This window comes from Streptomyces sp. TBY4 (genome assembly GCF_024213195.1).
Lineage (GTDB): Bacteria > Actinomycetota > Actinomycetes > Streptomycetales > Streptomycetaceae > Streptomyces.
This window is the reverse complement of the sequence record NZ_JANAVF010000007.1, coordinates 21,928-38,964: the sequence shown is the minus strand read 5'-3', so window position 1 is coordinate 38,964 and position 17,037 is coordinate 21,928. Positions and strand designations below refer to the sequence as shown.

General features: G+C 73.4%; 13 protein-coding genes. 3 read left to right on the top strand and 10 right to left on the bottom strand.

Annotated elements, in window-relative coordinates; translation table 11 throughout:
- Positions 1-118 precede the first annotated feature (118 nt).
- From NLX94_RS18305 to NLX94_RS18295, 3 genes are all read left to right on the top strand, one after another.
- Complete coding sequence (locus tag NLX94_RS18305) at positions 119-898, top strand: ABC transporter ATP-binding protein (protein ID WP_254384027.1); 780 nt, start codon at positions 119-121, stop codon at positions 896-898.
- Positions 899-977: 79 nt separating this feature from the next.
- Positions 978-3,506, top strand: coding sequence for an ABC transporter permease (locus NLX94_RS18300; RefSeq protein WP_254384026.1), 2,529 nt, complete (start codon positions 978-980; stop codon positions 3,504-3,506).
- A gap of 96 nt (positions 3,507-3,602) precedes the next feature.
- Positions 3,603-5,180 carry an alpha/beta hydrolase gene (locus NLX94_RS18295; protein ID WP_254384024.1) on the top strand — a complete coding sequence of 526 codons (1,578 nt, stop codon included), beginning with the start codon at positions 3,603-3,605 and terminating at the stop codon, positions 5,178-5,180.
- Positions 5,181-5,250: 70 nt separating this feature from the next.
- On the opposite strand, the gene moeZ is transcribed toward NLX94_RS18295, so the two are convergent.
- From moeZ to NLX94_RS39615, 10 genes are all read right to left on the bottom strand, one after another.
- Positions 5,251-6,429 carry an adenylyltransferase/sulfurtransferase MoeZ gene (gene moeZ / locus NLX94_RS18290; protein WP_254384022.1) on the bottom strand — a complete coding sequence of 393 codons (1,179 nt, stop codon included), beginning with the start codon at positions 6,427-6,429 and terminating at the stop codon, positions 5,251-5,253.
- Between the two features lie 63 nt (positions 6,430-6,492).
- On the bottom strand, positions 6,493-7,245 hold the full coding sequence (locus NLX94_RS18285; protein WP_254384021.1) for a spherulation-specific family 4 protein: 753 nt from the start codon (positions 7,243-7,245) through the stop codon (positions 6,493-6,495).
- Positions 7,233-8,261 carry an NAD-dependent epimerase/dehydratase gene (locus NLX94_RS18280; RefSeq protein ID WP_254384020.1) on the bottom strand — a complete coding sequence of 343 codons (1,029 nt, stop codon included), beginning with the start codon at positions 8,259-8,261 and terminating at the stop codon, positions 7,233-7,235. The genes NLX94_RS18285 and NLX94_RS18280 overlap by 13 nt, the downstream gene beginning before the upstream one ends.
- A 107-nt stretch (positions 8,262-8,368) precedes the next feature.
- Positions 8,369-9,277, bottom strand: a complete 909-nt coding sequence (locus tag NLX94_RS18275; protein ID WP_254384019.1) for a hypothetical protein — start codon at positions 9,275-9,277, stop codon at positions 8,369-8,371.
- Entirely contained in the window at positions 9,274-11,097 is a 1,824-nt protein-coding gene (locus NLX94_RS18270; protein ID WP_254384363.1) for a DUF3492 domain-containing protein, read from the bottom strand. Before NLX94_RS18270 ends, NLX94_RS18275 begins: the two co-directional genes overlap by 4 nt.
- A 210-nt stretch (positions 11,098-11,307) precedes the next feature.
- Entirely contained in the window at positions 11,308-12,999 is a 1,692-nt protein-coding gene (locus NLX94_RS18265) for an ABC transporter ATP-binding protein (RefSeq protein WP_254384018.1), read from the bottom strand.
- Positions 12,996-13,988, bottom strand: coding sequence for an ABC transporter permease (locus tag NLX94_RS18260; RefSeq protein WP_254384017.1), 993 nt, complete (start codon positions 13,986-13,988; stop codon positions 12,996-12,998). Before NLX94_RS18260 ends, NLX94_RS18265 begins: the two co-directional genes overlap by 4 nt.
- Complete coding sequence (locus NLX94_RS18255) at positions 13,985-14,968, bottom strand: ABC transporter permease (protein ID WP_254384016.1); 984 nt, start codon at positions 14,966-14,968, stop codon at positions 13,985-13,987. Before NLX94_RS18255 ends, NLX94_RS18260 begins: the two co-directional genes overlap by 4 nt.
- Complete coding sequence (locus NLX94_RS18250) at positions 14,965-16,704, bottom strand: ABC transporter substrate-binding protein (protein WP_254384014.1); 1,740 nt, start codon at positions 16,702-16,704, stop codon at positions 14,965-14,967. The genes NLX94_RS18255 and NLX94_RS18250 overlap by 4 nt, the downstream gene beginning before the upstream one ends.
- Positions 16,705-16,896: 192 nt before the next feature.
- Positions 16,897-16,992, bottom strand: coding sequence for an Ms4533A family Cys-rich leader peptide (locus NLX94_RS39615; protein ID WP_374683980.1), 96 nt, complete (start codon positions 16,990-16,992; stop codon positions 16,897-16,899).
- Between the last annotated feature and the right edge of the window lie 45 nt (positions 16,993-17,037).

The following is a 17,037-nucleotide window of genomic DNA, read 5'->3' as shown; positions in this document are numbered from 1 at the left end:
GGCCGCTACCGGACCGATACACACCGGAGCACCCCCCGATACCCGGTGCCCCGGGCCGTCGATACCTCCCCCGGACACCCTTCGGAGTGCAGCTTCCCGCGCCCGAAGAGGAGTCCCCGTGACCGCCCCCCTTGCCCCGCACCCGCACCCCGCACCGACCGGCGTCGCGGCCTCCGCCACCGGCCTCTCGAAGGTCTACGGCAGCGGTGACACCCGGGTCGTCGCCCTGGACGGGGTCGACATCTCCTTCCGCGAGGGCGAGTTCACCGCGATCATGGGCCCCTCCGGCTGCGGCAAGTCCACCCTCATGCACTGCGCGGCCGGGCTCGACTCCTTCAGCTCCGGCTCCGTCCGCATCGGCACCACCGAGCTGGGCAGCCTGAACGACGAGCAGCTCACCCGGCTGCGCCGGGACCGGATCGGCTTCGTCTTCCAGGCGTTCAACCTGCTGCCGACGCTGACCGCGCTGGAGAACATCACGCTCCCGATGACCATCGCCGGCCGCCGTCCCGACGGGCAGTGGCTGGACCACGTGGTCGCCATGACCGGGCTCTCCGACCGCCTCGGCCACCGCCCCGGCCAGCTCTCCGGCGGGCAGCAGCAGCGCGTCGCCGTGGCCCGGGCCCTGGTCTCCCGGCCGGCGATCGTCTTCGGCGACGAGCCGACCGGAAACCTCGACTCCCGTGCCGGCACCGAGGTACTCGGCTTCCTGCGCGACTCGGTGCGCGAGCTGGGGCAGACCGTGGTCATGGTCACCCACGACCCCCTCGCCGCCGGATACGCCGACCGCGTGGTCTTCCTCTCCGACGGCCGGCTGGTCGACGAGATGCTCCGGCCCACCGCGGACCGGGTCCTGGACCGGATGAAGGCGTTCGACGCCCGCTCCCGCACGAGCTGACCCCCTCCGCGCCGCGCCGCGCACCCCGCACCAGCCGTCCGCCCGCTCTCCGGGCCCGCCTCCCAGGATCCGCATCCCCATGTTCCGTACCGCCCTGCGCAACGTGCTCGCGCACAAGGCCCGCCTGCTGATGACCGTGTTCGCGGTCATGCTCGGGGTCACCTTCGTCACCGGCAGCCTCGTCTACGGCGACAGCCAGAAGCAGGCCGCCACCGACCGGGCGAGCGCCGGCTACGACCGCATCGCCCTCAACGTCTCGCCCAACACCGTGCCGGGCGGGCCGCCCGCCACCCTCGACGCCCGTACCGCGGCTGCCCTGGCCGAGCTCCCCGGGGTCGCCGCCGCCGCGGGCCGGGTCAACGGCTTCGCCGCCGTCGCCGACCGCGAGGGCCGGCTGCTGGGCAGCGGCGAGTTCCGCAAGGGCGGCAACTTCGCCCCGGGCAAGGACGGAAGGGACCCGGCCTACGCCTTCGAGGAGGGCTCCGGCCCGGTCGGCGGCCAGGCCGTCGCCCTCGACGAGGCCTCGGCCGCCCGGGGCGGCTACCGCGTCGGGGACACCGTCCGCGTCGGCACGAGCACCGGCGCCGCCTCGTACCGGCTCAGCGGGGTCTTCCGCACCGACGCCTCGAAGCTCTCCCCCGGCGGCAGCCTCGTGCTCTTCGACGAAGCCACCGCACAGCGGCAGTTCCTGGAGCCCGGCCGGTACACGGACATCGAAGTCACGGCCGCCTCCGGCACCGACGTCACGCAGCTCCTGGGCAAGGTCGAAGCGGTGATCCCCCAGGACTCCACCGCGGTCACCGGCGCCCAGCTGGCCCGGATCCAGGCGAACATGGCCTCCAGCGGCAGCGACACCATGAGCCAGATCATGGTGGGCTTCGCGGCGGTCGCCCTGTTCGTGGCCACCTTCCTGATCTCCAACACCTTCACCATGCTGGTCTCGCGGCGCACCCGGGAACTGGCCCTGATGCGGGCCGTCGGCGCCACCCGCAAGCAGGTCCGCCGGATCCTGCTGACCGAGTCCGTCCTCGTCGGCCTGATCGCCTCCGTGGCCGGCATCCTGGCCGGCACCGGGGTCGCCGCCCTGCTCCAGTGGCTCTTCTCCTCCGCCACCAGCCCGGCAGCCCCGCTGGTCCTCTCCCCCGCCACCGTGGTCATCGCCCTGGTGGTCGGCACCGTCCTGCCCGTGATCTCCGCCTGGGTGCCGGTCCGCCGGGCCATGGCCATCCCGCCCGTCGCCGCGCTCGGCGCCGCCGAACCCGCCGCGCCGGCGCGCGTCGGCTCCCTGCGCACCCGGCTCAGCACGGCCCTGCTGGCCACCGGAGCCGCCGCGACCCTGTACGGGGCCCTCTGGGGCGACAGCGACGCCCGGACCGTCATCGGCCTCGGCGCGGCCCTCACCCTGACCGGCGCGATCGGCCTCATCCCGCTCCTGTCCCGGCCGTTCACCACCCTGCTCCGCCCGCTGCTGCTCCGCTTCAGCCCGGTGCACGGAGACCTCGCCGCCCGCAACACCGTGCGCGACCCGCGGCGTACGGGCGCCACCGCCGCGGCGCTCGCCATCGCCCTCGCGCTCGCCTCGGGCCTGTCCGTCCTCGGTGCCTCCGCCACCCAGTACCTCGACGGCGCGACCACCCGTGACATCACCGGCGACTACCTGGTGCAGGCCCCCTCGGGCGGTCCGCGGATGACCCCCGCCACCGCCGAGCCCCTCAAGCAGCTGACCGGTGCCACGTACAGCCCCCTCAACCAGTCCACCGAGTACCGGATCGGCGGCGTCCGCTCCGTCCTGACCGGCGTCGACCCCACCGCCATCGGCCGCCTCCTGCGCTACGAGGTGACCGCGGGCTCCCTCGACGGCCTCGGCCGGGGCGAGGTCGCCGTCGCCGACTACAAGGCCCGGGCGAACGGCTGGAAGGTCGGCCAGACCCTCCCCCTGGAACGCCAGGACAAGCGGGGCGAGGTCACCATCGGCGCGATCTACCGGGCCGACGAGCAGAGCAAGGTGCTGCCGAGCATCACCGCACCCGACTCCCTGGTCGCCCGCTACGACGCGACCCCGCACACCGACTCGATCGTCGTGGCCACCGCGGGCGGACCCGGCCGGGCCCAGCACGCGAGCATCGTCAAGGCGCTCGGCGACAACCCCGCCCTGTCCGTCCTCGACAAGGAGGCCGTCCGGGCCGAGGACACCAGCGGCATCGGCGACCAGCTGAACATCTTCTACGCGATGCTCAGCATGGCCCTGGTGATCGCCGCCCTCGGCATCGCCAACACCCTGGCGATGTCCGTGCTCGAACGCCGCAAGGAGATCGGCACGCTCCGCGCCCTCGGCCTGGACCGCGCCGGAGTGACCCGGATGATCCGCATCGAGGCCCTCCTCGTCGGCGCCCTCGGAGCGGCCGTCGGCACGGTCATGGGCGTCTTCATGGGCTGGGCCCTCGGCAACACCCTCCAGGAGAGCGTCACCGGATACGCCCTGGTCATCCCCTGGGGACGGCTCGCCCTCGGAGTGCTCCTCGCCCTGACCGGGGCCCTGCTCGCCTCCCTCTGGCCGGCCCGCAGGGCCGCCGCCGTCGACATCCCCGCGGCGACCGCGGCGCACTGACCGACCGCCTCCCCCCCCTCTCCGCCCCCGCGCCGCCCGTCCCCCGGATGGGTCAGCGCGGGGGCGCGACCGGCCGGGCGCGTCGAGGATGAAGCCATGCCGACACACGCCCTGCGGGTCGCCGCTGCCACCGCCGTTGCCGCCGCTCTGCTCGCCACCAGTGCCTGTTCCGACGGCGCAGACCAGGAGAAGAGGGGCAAGGACGGGGCCGCGGCGGGCATCAAGAAGCCGAAGTGGGGGGACTGCCAGGCACCCACCGCGGCCGAGGGCGGCGGGCAGGTCCCCGGCAAGGACTGGCAGTGCGCCGTCCTCGACGTGCCCCTCGACTACGCCGAGCCGGAAGGGGAGACGATCCCGCTGGCCCTGATCCGGGCGAAGGCCCGCGACCGGGACAAGCGGATCGGCTCGCTCGTCTTCAACTTCGGCGGCCCCGGCGGCTCCGGCATCACCAGCCTGCCCGGCGCTGCGAAGGACTACGCCGCCCTGCGCGAGCGGTACGACCTGGTCAGCTTCGACCCGCGCGGGGTGGGCCGCAGCGCGCCCGTCCTCTGCGAGGACGACAAGCAGCTGGACGCGTACTACGCCTCCGACTCCAGCCCCTCGACGCCGGAGGAGGAGCAGCAGTTCCTCGCCACCTCCAAGAAGTACAAGGAGGCCTGCGAGGCGAAGTCCGGCAAGGTGCTGCCCCACGTCGGCACGGAGAACGCGGCCCGCGACCTGGACCGGATCCGCCAGGCCCTCGGCGACGACAAGCTGTACTACTTCGGCATCTCCTACGGCACCGAACTCGGCGGGGTCTACGCCCACCTCTTCCCCAAGAACGTCGGCCGGGCCGTCTTCGACGCCGTGGTCGACCCGACGAAGAACTCCGAGCAGGGCGCCCTCGGCCAGGCCAAGGGCTTCCAGCTCGCGCTCGGCAACTTCGCCCAGGACTGCGTGGACCGCGGCGATTCCTGCCAGCTTCAGGGCAGCACGGCCAAGGAGATCGAGGCCAACATCATCAAGCTCCAGAAGAAGCTGGCGGCCGAGCCCATCCCCGGCTCGGGCGACCGGCTGCTCACGGAGGACTCCGCGACCAACGGCATCGCCTTCGCCCTGTACTCCAAGGAGGCCTGGCCGCTGCTGGAACAGGGCCTGGACGAGGCCGAGGGTGGCCAGGGGCAGCTGCTGCTCGCCATGTCCGACGCCCTCAACGGCCGCGACCCGAAGGGCACCTACAGCAACATCGGCTCGGCCAACACGGCCATCAGCTGCGCCGACTCCAAGGACCGCTACACGCTCGCGCAGACCAAGGCGAAACTGCCCGAGTTCCGGGCCGCCTCGCCCGTCTTCGGGGACTTCCTCGGCTGGGCCATGATGGGCTGCACCGACTGGCCCGTCGCCGGCGCCTGGAACACCCCGGACGTCTCCGCCCCCGGCTCGGCGCCCATCCTGGTGATCGGCAACACCGGTGACCCGGCGACCCCGTACGAGGGCGCCCGCAAGATGGTGGAGCGGCTCGGCCCCGGCGTCGGCGTGGAGCTGACCTTCAAGGGCGAGGGCCACGGCGCCTACAACAGCGGCGACCCCTGCGTGCAGCAGGCCGTCAACTCCTACCTGCTCGACGGCAAGGCCCCCGGCGCGGGCACGGTCTGCACGGCGTCGAAGTCCCCGGCACCGACCTCGCCGGTCTAGGCCGGAACACGCCGGAGGGGCCGTACCTCGCTCGCGCGACGTACGGCCCCTCCGGGCACTGCTGGTGGGACTAGTAGACCGGCTTCTCGGGCTCGATCTGGTGGACCCAGCCGATGACGCCGCCGCCGACGTGGACCGCGTCGGCGAAGCCCGCGGACTTCAGGACCGCGAGGACTTCCGCACTGCGGACACCCGTCTTGCAGTGCAGGACGATGCGCTTGTCCTGCGGCAGGTCCTGGAGGGCGGTGCCCATCAGGAACTCGCCCTTGGGGATCAGCTTCGCGCCGGGGATCGAGACGATCTCGTACTCGTTGATCTCGCGGACGTCGATGATCTCGATCGGCTCGTCGTTGTCGATCCACTCCTTGAGCTGCTTGGGAGTGATCGTGGAGCCGAGCGCGGCCTCCTGGGCCTCCTCCGACACGACGCCGCAGAAGGCCTCGTAGTCGATGAGCTCGGTGACGGTCGCGTTCGGACCGCAGACCGCGCAGTCGGGGTCCTTGCGGACCTTGACCTGGCGGTACTGCATCTCCAGGGCGTCGTAGATCATCAGGCGGCCGACCAGCGGCTCGCCGACGCCGGTGAGGACCTTGATGGCCTCGGTGACCTGGATGGACCCGATGGACGCGCAGAGCACGCCCAGCACGCCGCCCTCGGCGCAGCTCGGGACCATGCCCGGCGGGGGCGGCTCCGGGTAGAGGCAGCGGTAGCACGGGCCGTGCTCGGACCAGAAGACCGAGGCCTGGCCGTCGAAGCGGTAGATCGAGCCCCACACGTACGGCTTGTTCAGCAGCACGCAGGCGTCGTTCACGAGGTAGCGCGTGGCGAAGTTGTCCGTGCCGTCGACGATGAGGTCGTACTGGCTGAAGATCTCCATCACGTTGTCGGCTTCGAGCCGCTCTTCGTGCAGGACCACGTTCACGTACGGGTTGATGCCCAGCACGCTGTCGCGGGCCGACTCGGCCTTGGAACGGCCGATGTCCGCCTGGCTGTGGATGATCTGGCGCTGCAGGTTCGACTCGTCGACCTCGTCGAACTCCACGATGCCCAGCGTGCCGACACCGGCCGCGGCCAGGTACATGAGGGCGGGCGAGCCGAGGCCGCCCGCGCCCACGGCCAGCACCTTGGCGTTCTTCAGGCGCTTCTGGCCGTCCATCCCCACATCGGGGATGATCAGGTGGCGGGAGTACCGACGGACCTCGTCAACGGTGAGCTCAGCAGCTGGCTCTACCAGGGGTGGCAGCGACACGGGGACTCCGTAGATGATTAAGTCTTAACGGTGGTTCTTCCCGTAACACTGCCACGCCCTCCTTCATTCCGAGACACCCGGTCCGATCCGCGAGACGATTTCGTCCCAGTACCCGGGCATCGAGGCCCACGGGTCCAGGGGAGCGGCCCCGCGGCGGTCGGTGAACCAGATGGTCCCCGCGCCCTGCCAGCGGGCGATCCGGAGCGCTTCCTCCAGGTGCGTGCGCGGTACTCCGTGCACCAGGTGGCAGAACGTCTCCGGCGGATGGTCCGCCGTCCACTCCGCCACCTGCGACCAGCGGTAGTCCGCCCAGCTCCCGGAGAAGGTGACCAGCTGGTCGGCGGCCTCCGTGTACCCCTCGCAGGGGTGCGTCCCGTGGCCGAGGACGATCCGCAGGCCCTCGCCGAGCCCCCGCAGGGTGTCCGCGACCCGGCGCACGGAGGCCAGCTCCGCCTTCCCGGCCGGGGCGTCCGCGAGGTAGAAGCCGTCGGCCCCGTACCAGTCCCGGAAGCGGTGGGCGTCCGAGACGAGTTCCCCGAACGACCGCTCCCCGCCCCGCATCGCGAGGTGCCCGAGGACCGCGCCGCCCGCGCCGCGGAGCTTCGCGGCCGCCTCGGTGCAGTGCAGGTCGGGCCGGCCGCCCGGCCCGTCCGCGACGTTGAGGACGGCCCAGTGCAGCGGCGTCCCGGGCCGGGTCAGCTCGGCCCACTCCACCGGTGCCAGCAGCGGGTGCGCGTACCCGGGGACGCCCAGGCCCGGCCGGCCCGCCTCGGTGACGGCCTGGCCGGCCGCCGGCGGGGTGGTCAGATGCGGCACGCCGCCTCCATCCAGATGTCCGCGAGGGATTCCTCCAGGTTGATCCGGGGCCGCCAGCCGAGCCGGTCGCGGGCGGTACGGACGTCCGCCTGCTGCCAGGCTCCGCAGCCGTCCGGGTAGGGGTACGGCGGCTGGGCGGCCGTCGCCGCGGCGAGCTGCTCGGCGGTGGCCTCGGAGCGCGGGGAGCCGATGGCGGCGAGCCCGGCGGGCCGGCCCGGGTGCCCGTGCGCCTGCGGGTGCTGGGCGTGCTGTCCGTGCTGCGGTACGTCGATCTCGTTCAGCGAGCCGCCGTACCCCGCGACCCGGGCCAGCACGGCGGCCGCGTCGCGCAGCCGGACCGCCCGGCCGGTGCCGATGTTGACCACGCCCTGGGCCGCCGACAGCGAGGCGGCGTGCACGGCCCGGGCCACGTCCCGTACGTCGACGAAGTCGCGCTGCACGCCGAGTCCGCTGAGCTTGAGCTCGCCGTCCCCGGACTGCATCGCCCGCCGCATGGCCTCGGCGAGCCGGCCGAGGGGGGATCCGGCGGGGGTGCCGGGGCCGACGGGAGAGAAGACCCGCAGGACGACGGCGTCCAGCCCGGAGCCGAGGACGAGCTCGGTGGCGGCCAGTTTGCTGACCCCGTACGGCCCTCCCGGTCTGGGCACGGCGTCCTCGGCCGTGGAGGAACCGGGCTGGCTGGGCCCGTACTCGGCGGCGCAGCCGAGCTGGACGAGCCGGGCGCCGCAGCCGCTGCGCCGCAGCGATTCGCAGATGGTGGCGACGGCGACGGTGTTGTGCCGGGTCAGCTCCCGGGCGCCGCCGCGGGTGGCTCCCGCGCAGTTGATGACGACGCCCGGGTGGACGGCGTCGAGGAAGCGGGTGAGCGCGCCGGGGCTGCCGGTGGCGAGGTCGAAGCGGACGTCGGCGTCGTCGCCCCGGCCGAGCGCGGTGAGCTGCACGGCGGGGTCGGCGAGCAGCCGGTCCGCGACGTAGCGCCCGAGGTATCCGTTGGCTCCGATCAGCAGCACCCTCATCGCGCGTCCCCTTGGTTGGTTGGCTGGCCGGTCATTTCCTGTTTCTCCTTGCTGGACGGGTCGAGCGGGCGGGGGGTACGGCGCTTCGGTGTCTGCTTCCGAAGGGTTCAGGGCCGCCGTGCGTGCGCGGAGGCCCGCGACAGCGCGAGGACGGCGGGTACGAGCACTCCCGCCGCGGCGGCGAACGGCGCCGCCGGGACCGGGAGCAGGGCGAGTACGAGGGCCAGGGCCGCCGCCAGGGCTCCGCGGGGGGCTCCGTGCCCGAGCAGCAGCCGGGTCAGGAGGAGCAGCACCGCGAGCGGTACGGCCACCGCCAGGGAGGTCCCGGCCAGTGCGGCCGCTCCCGCGGCGGCCGCGGCGTACAGCGCGAGCGTCCCGAGGAGCAGCGGTCTCACCCCGTCGGCGAAGTCCTCCAGGGCCCGGCTCCCGGCGAGCCTGCGCCGGGCGCGGGCCGCGAAGAAGGAGCCGGCCAGGTGTCCGGGGGCGACGGCCACGGCCAGGGCGGTTCCGAGCGGTGTGCCGTGCCGGTGGACGGCCCAGCCGAGGGCGGCTGCGGCCAGCAGGTGCACGGCGGCGGGGAACCGGCCCCCGGCGGCCCGGCCGGGCCGCCCGAGCGCGGCGACGGTGACGAGCACCGCCAGCGCACCGGCCCAGGGCAGCCCGGCGGCGGCCGCGCCGAGGGCGAGGGCCCCGGGCAGCAGCGCGTAGCCGAAGCCCCGTACCGCCTCGGCTCGGACCGGGATCCCGGCCGCCGGGGCGGGTGCGGTGCCGTTGCGGGGGGTCCGGGCGTAGAGCTCCTCCGCGAGGGAGAAGACGTCCCGGTGCCGGAACCGGGCGGCGGTGCGGTCGGTGATGCCGTGCGCCTCCAGCCCGGCGGCGATCTCCAGCGGGTCCACGGCGTGCTCGCAGAGCTCACGGTGCCGGTGGAGCAGCGCCTTGACGGGATCCCCGCCGGAGCGCGCCCTGCGCGGCGGCGGCGGATCGAGGGGAACGGCTTCGTCCAGCGGCACGGTCATGCGGAGGCCTCCGAACCGGCGGCACGCACGGCACGCACGCCGGCCACCACGACGCGGCCCGCGCCCGGGAGGGCTCCCTCGGCGGGACCGGAGTCCGTGGGGCGGGGCCGGTCCGGGGTGACGGCCGGTGCGGGGTCCGGGGGATCGGTCCCGTCCCGGGGGGCCGGCGTACCGGGGGCGGCGGAGGGGACCGGCGCGGAGGAGTCCGGGGCGGGGTGGGGGGCGGCCCAGGTCGGGGTGGCCCAGTGGCCCGGGACCCGGGCCTCCGGGGGCTGTTCGAAGGGGACTCCGGCGCCCTCGGGGCGGGCCGGGCCGCGGGCGAGCAGCCGGAGGTAGGACTCCTGGAAGGCGGCCACGTTCTGCTCGACGGTGAAGAGTTCGAGGGCCCGGGCCCGGGCGGCCGATCCGAGCCGCTGGGCCCGCTCGGGGTCCTTCAGCAGCGTGACGCAGGCTTCGGCGAGCGCGCGCGGATTGCGCGGCGGCACCACGAGCCCGGTCCCGCCGATCACCTCGACGACGGCTCCGACGTCGGTGGACACGGTGGCGCGCCCGCAGAACATCGCCTCGGCCAGGGTGATGGGGAAGCCCTCGATCACGGAGGAGAGCACCACCACCCGCCCCGATCCGTACGCGTCGGCCGGGGACGGCACCTCGGGTCCGCCGATCTCCTCGAAGGTGACCGGGTTCTCGCCGACGGCGTGCGCGTCGGCGGCCTCGTCGGGGAAGAGCTGCGCGGCGAGCGAGCGGCAGTCGGAGAGGTAACCGTGCCCGACGGCGTCGGCGCCGCGGCTCTCCGCCGGGGCCGCCGCCGCGAAGATCCGCAGCCGGGCCCGCGGTTCGGCCCTGCGCACCTCGGCGAAGGCGTGCAGCAGGCCGATCAGGTCCTTGGCGGGGTCCACCCGGCCGACCCAGACCAGCGTGTACGGGTCCCCGCACGAGGCGTCCTCGCCCACCGTGGCGAATCGGTCCGCCTCCATCCCGGGGTAGACCGTGCGCAGCCGCTCCCGCGAGGCCCCGCAGCGTTCCTGCCAGCGCCGGGCGTGCGCGTTGCCGGGGGTGAGCAGGTCGGCCTGGGAGTAGATCTCGCCGGCCAGCCGGGTGTGGAACGCCGCGAGCAGGGCCCGTACGGCCGGCCGCTCTTCCCGCGCGGAGTGCACGGAGTGCTCCAGGTAGTGGGCCCGGAGCTGGACCCCGTACTCGGTGACGAGGAGCGGTACCCCGAAGAAGCGTTTGGCCAGGAGCCCGGGGATCGCCGCGACCCCGCCCGCAGCCGCGTGGCAGACGTCGACCTCGCGCAGGTCCTCGTACCAGTCGAGGGACAACGGCCGCAGCATCCGCTCCAGTTCGTCCACGAACTCCAGCAGGTCCGCGACCTGCGCCCGCTGTACGGCCCTGCTCGCCTCGGGGGCGCGACAGGCGGACTCCACGGCCCGTACGGCCGTCTCGGAGCGCAGTGCCGCGTACAGCCCGCCCTGGTCCCAGGCGAGCCCGGCCAGCCCGTACAGCCCGTCCGCGAACCGCGCGGGGTCGGCCCCGCAGATCCCGCGGACCAGGTCCGTGAAGGCGGCGGCGAAGCGACGGCGCTCGCGGCGCCGGTAGCTGCGCCCGTCGTCGGCCGGCGCCCACAGCGGGGCGGTCAGCACCCGGGTGACGTGGGAGGGCAGCGGCACCCGGCCGCGCTCCTCCTGCTCCGCGGTGCGGCTCAGGGCGTAGAGCTCGAACTCGTGCTGGGGAAGCCCGCGCACGAGCCGGTCGCACCACAGCCTCGCTTCCCCCGTCGCATACGGATAACCACCTTCCGTGAGCAGTCCGATCCGCACGAGTGGCACCCCCGATCTCCCGTTTCAGGCGGTCTCCGTCGGTCCGGCGACCCGCCGGATACGAACTCAAGCGGATATGCCGAAGGCGCGACGGACGGTTGTCCGTCGCGCCACCGGAAGGGGTGAAGAGTCGTAACTTTCCCGTACGGTTCGCGTTCGAGCACGCTAGGAACTACTGAGAACCGGTCTGCGCACTACCGGGGAGCGGTTCTACGAGGCCCCCGCGAGCACTCCCCCGGAACGGCGCCGGCCGAGCCTGCGGGCGGCGGCCGATTCCGGGTCGGGGGACGGGACGGCGGCGAGCAGCTCCCGGGTGTAGGCGTGCGCGGGCCGGTCGTAGACCTCGTCGACGGGGCCCTCCTCCACGATCACCCCGCCCCGCATGACCGCGACCCGGTCGCTGACCTGGCGGACCACGGCGAGGTCGTGCGCGATGAAGACCAGGGCGATGCCGAGCTCCCGCTGGAGCTCGGCCAGCAGGGCGGTGACCTGCGCCTGCGTGGTCACGTCGAGGGCCGAGACGGGCTCGTCGCAGACGATCAGCCGGGGCCGGGGCGCGAGGGCCCGGGCGATGCCGACGCGCTGGCGCTGGCCTCCGCTGAACTCGTGGGGGTACCGGTCGTAGTGCGCCTCCTCCAGGCCCACCCGGAGCAGCAGTTCGCCGACCCGGGCCCGGATCGCCCCCTGGTCCCGCTCCCCCGCCGCGCGCAGCGGATCCGCGATGGACTCGCCGATCGAACGCCGCGGATAGAGCGAGGACACCGGGTCCTGGAACACCATCTGCACCCCGGGCACCACGCCCGCACTCTCCACCCCGTCCCGCCGGATCTGCCCGGAGCTGGGCTCCAGCAGCCCGACGAGCATCCGCCCGAGCGTGCTCTTCCCGCTCCCGCTCTCCCCGACGATCCCGAGCGTCTCCCCCGCCCGCACGACCACCGAAACCCCACCCACGGCCTCCACCCGCCGCTTCCCCCGCCCGAACTCCTTCCGCAACGAGAAGGCCTCGACGACGGGCACCGCATCCAGCAAATGCAGCCCCGCCGGCGTTTGAGGCGCGGGCCCGGGCAGCGCCCGTACAGCCCCCGGCCGGGGCACCCGCACCGCGTCCAGCCTCGGCACGGCCGCCAGCAGCGCAGCGGTGTACGGATCGGCCGGAGCCGACAGCACGGACTCCACCGAGCCCCGCTCGACCACCACCCCCGCCCTCATCACCAGCACCGCGTCCACGCTCTCCGCCGCCACCCCCACGTCGTGGGTGACGAGCAGCAGCCCGAGCCCCCGCTCCTCCCGCAGCCCGTGCAGCAGGTCGAGGATCTGCGCCTGGACGGTGACGTCGAGCGCCGTGGTCGGCTCGTCCGCGATCAGCAGCCGCGGCTCGCACGCCAACGCCATGGCGATCAGGGCCCGTTGCCGCATGCCCCCGCTGAACTCGTGCGGCCGCGCCCGGGAGCGGCGCGCTGCGTCGGGTATGCCCACCCGGTCGAGCACCTCGACCGCCCGCGCCCGGGCCGCACGCCGCGACACAGCGGCATGCACCCGGTACACCTCGGCGATCTGGTCGCCGATGGCGTAGTACGGGTCGAGGGAGCTCAGCGGGTCCTGGAAGACCATCGCGGCGACGGCCCCGCGCAGCGCCCGGAGCTCGGCCGGCGAGGCCGCGCCCACGTCGGTGCCGCCGACCCGGACGGTGCCGCCGAGCCGCGCCCCGGTCCCGTGGTGCAGCCCCAACAGGGCTGCTGCAACAGTGGACTTGCCGCTCCCGGACTCCCCTACGATGCCCAGCGCGCAGCCGGGCTCCAGGGTGAAGGACACCCCGTCCACGGCCCGTACGTACTCCCCCGGCCGGCCGACCGGGAAGTCGACGGTGAGGCCGCCGACCTCCACCAGCGAAGCCTGTGTCATGCCAGAACCACCCTTCGGTCCGCGACGGCGTACAGCACGTCGGCGACGACCCCCGCGAGCACCACGGCCGCGCCGATGGCGAGCACCACGCCCACCACCACGGGGAGGTCCACCACGCGTACGCCGTCGATGAGGGTCTTGCCGAGCCCGGGGATCCCGAACAGCGACTCGGTGAGCACGGCGCCGCCGATCATGGTGCCGAAGTCCACGGCGCTGAGTGCGATCACCGGGGCCACCGCGCCCCGCACGGCGTGCCGGGTGACGACGGCCCGCTCCCCCACCCCGTAGGCGCGGAAGGTGCGGATGTGGTCCTCGGCGAGGGTCTCCAGGATGGAACTGCGGCTCAGCCGGGCGTACTTGGCGCTCTCGAAGAAGCCGAGGGCCACCCAGGGCAGCAGCAGGTTCCACGCCCACTGCTCGGGGTCGTCGCCGAGCGGGACGTACGTGGGGAAGGGCAGCCACTGCAGGTAGGCGCAGACGGCCATGAGCAGCAGCAGCCCGAGGATGAAGACGGGGGTTCCGCTGGCGGCGAGGGTGAGCACGGTCAGGGCCCGCTCGGTGAGGCCGCCCCGGCGCAGCGCGGAGAGCAGTCCGGTGCCGACGCCGATCACGAGCCAGATCACCAGGGCGCCCAGCGCCAGCGACAGGGTGGCGGGGAGCCGTTCCAGCAGCAGTTCGGTGACCTGCTGGTCGTTCTGGTACGAGAATCCGAGGCAGGGCGCGTCGCAGTGCAGGACGAGCCCGGCGCCGCCGGAGTAGTCCCGGCCCGCCACCAGCCCCTGGAGGAATTTCAGGTACTGGGCGACGGTCGACTCGTTCAGCCCGAGCTGTTCGCGCACCTGGGCGATCTGCGCCGGATTGCAGCGCTCCCCGCAGGCGAGGCGGGCGGCGTCGCTGGGGACGAGGTAGAAGAGCGCGTAGATCACGACGGACAGCGCGAGCAGCACGAGCAGTGCGCCGCCGGTCCGTTTGAGCACGAAGCGGATCACGCCCTGCGCTCCTTTCTGGTGCCGACCCGCAGCCGCGAGTCCTCGCGCGGGTCGAGGGCCGTGCGGACGGCGTCGCCGAGCACGGTGAAGGCGAGCACGGTGACGAAGAGCAGCCCGGCGGGGAGCAGGACGTAGGTGGGGTCGGCGCGGAACCAGGTCTGCGCACTGGAGAGCATCTGCCCCCACGAGGGGGTGGGCGGCTTCACGCCGACGCCGAGGAAGGAGAGCGAGGCCTCGACCACCATGGCGGTGGGGACCTTGATCGCGGCGAGGGTGATGACGGGCGCGGCCAGCGAGGGCAGCAGCTCCCGGCGGGCGATCCGCAGGGTGCCGTTGCCCGAGAGCCGGGCGGCGTCCACGAAGTCCAGCTCCTTGAGGGAGAGGGTCTGGGCGCGCACCATCCGGGCGAGGCCGCCCCAGTCGAGCAGTCCGATGACGAGGATCAGCAGCAGCGGCCGCGGGAACCCGGGCGGGACGACGGCGGTGAGCGCGACGGCGATCACCAGCAGGGGAAGGGCGATCATCACGTCGGTGACCCGGCTGACGAGCTGTCCGGCGAACCGGCCGCCGAGGGCGGCGGCGAGCCCGACCGTCACCCCGACGAGGACCTGGACGACGGTGGCGCCGAGCGCGACGAGCAGGGAGATCCGGGCCCCGTAGAGCAGCCGGGTGAACAGGTCGCGGCCGGTGCCCGGTTCGACGCCGAGCCAGTGCTCGCCGGATATCCCGCCGAAGGAGCCGAGCGGGACGCCCCCGCGCGCGGAGTCGACGAGCTCGTCGTGGTAGGCGTTCGGGTCCTGGCCGGTGAGCTGGGCGAGCAGCGGTGCGGCGAGCGCGAGGAGCACGAGGAGCGCCAGGACGGCGGCGGCCGCCACGGCCGAGGGCCGTCCGCGCAGCCGCCGCCAGACCTGCCGCCCGGCGCCCGGGCCCGGGGCACTGACCCCGGGCCCGGCCGCCGAATGCGGTACGAGGAGCGTCACTTGACCGAGACCTGCGAGATGTCGAGGACGCCGGTCCAGTCGCTGATGACGACGTTCTTGACGTCCTTGCCGACGAGCCGCTTGTAGACCGGGTGGAAGAGCGGGACGTCGAGGGCCTGCTCGCCGATCTTCTTGTCGAGGGCGCCCCAGCGCTTGCCGGCGGCCGCGAGGTCGGTCAGCTTGGCGATCTCGTCGATCTCGGCGTTGACGGCCGGGTCGTTGAGCTGCGCGTGGTTGTAGTTGGTGCCGTTGGTGACGATCTGGCGGCCGTCGAAGATCGGGGCCAGGAAGGGAGCGCCGGACGGCCAGTCGGCGCCCCAGCGGGAGAGGAAGAAGCCGGGGGTGTTCTTGACGTCCCAGCGCTTCTCGTTGAAGGCGTTGTTCTCCAGTCCCTCCAGCTTGACGGTGATCCCGGCGGCGGCGAGCGCCTGCTGCACGGCGGTGGCCACCTCGGGGCTGGTCTGCCGGTTCTGGGCGTTGGAGTGGGTGAGCGTGATGGTCAGCCCGTCCTTGAAGCCCGCTTCGGCCAGCAGTTCCTTGGCCTTGGCCGGGTCTCCGGTCTTGCCGGCCGGGAAGTGGTCGTACGGGGTGAAGCCGAAGGCCTCCTGCTCGGGCAGGAAGGTGGTGGCGGGTTCGGCGAGGGCGGAGCCGCCGGCCGCGTTGATGACGCTGGTGCGGTTGATCGCGTAGGAGATGGCCTGGCGGACCTTCGGGTTGTCGAAGGGGGCGATCTTCGGGTTGAAGGCGAGGTAGTTGACGTAGCCGAAGTGCCCGGTGCCGACGCGGCCCTCCAGCTCCTTGTTGGCGCCGATCTGGGCGAGTTCCGCCGGGCCCAGGTTGGTGTCGGTGGTGATGGCGGCCGCGTCGGCGCCGGAGCTGGTGGACAGGCGCTGGTTGATGACCGCCGCGTCGAGCCCGGAGCGGACCTCGATCCGGTCCAGGTAGGCCTTGCGCTCCTCGTCGGTCTTCTCGTCCCAGTTCTCGTTGCGCTCCAGGGTGAGCTGTTCGCCGTCGTTCTCGTTCTTGACGACCTTGTACGGGCCCGAGGAGACCGGCTTCTCCTCGTACTTGACCCCGGTGTCCTTGGTCTTGGGCACGGGCGCGAACTGCGTCTGGGTGGCGAGGAAGGGGAACTCGCCCTCGGGCTTGCGGAGTTTGAAGACGATCGTCTTCGCGTCGGGGACCACGATCGAGTCGAGCCCCTTGCCGCCGTCCTTGTACGGGCCCTCGTACGATTCCCCGCCGACCAGCCAGTCGCGCAGGTACGGGGCTCCGCCCGACAGCTCGGCGGCGAAGGACCGCTCGATGCCGTACTTGATGTCGGCGGTGGTGATCGGCGAGCCGTCCTCGTACTTCAGCCCGTCCTTGAGGGTGTACGTCCACTCGGTGGCGTCGGCGTTGGGCTTGCCGAGGTCGGTGGCCAGGTCGGGCACCACCTTGGCGCCGGCCGGGCCCGCCTCGCGGTTGCGGGTGGTGAGCGTGCGGAACACGAGCGAGGGGACGTTGCCGCCGCCGGAGGTGTACAGGCGGGCCGGGTCGAAGTCGCTCTGCGGCTCGGCGTTGAGGACGGTCAGGGTGCCGCCCTTCTGCGGGGCGGACCCGGTGGCGCCCGGCTTGTCGCCGGTCGAGGCCTTGTCCGCGCCGTCCGCGGGCCCGCAGGCGGCGGCGCCCCCGGCCAGAACGACGCTGACGGCGACCGCGGCCACGCGGCGCGATATGAGGGACTGACGGAGCATGGGAAAAGGGACCTCTCGGCGTGAAGGGAGATGCGGAAAAGGCCACGCGAGGGGCAGCGGTCCACGTCGGAGCGGTCGGCGGCGTGCCGACGGCGGGGACGGGGGAACGAAAGGAGCCGCACCTGCGGGCTGGAAGCCCCGGGCGCGGCGAAATTACGCAGAAAGCGGTGAAGTCGCGCGCTCAGGGAGGCGTCAGCGACAGAAGATGTCGGCCACGCTGTGCGCGGTCACACCAAGCAGCGCCAGCTCAATGGCGGCGCTCGCGGTGGTGGTGTGCAGCTGCGACATGCGGAGAACAATGACCGAAGATCGGACGGCTTGTCAACGCGGTTG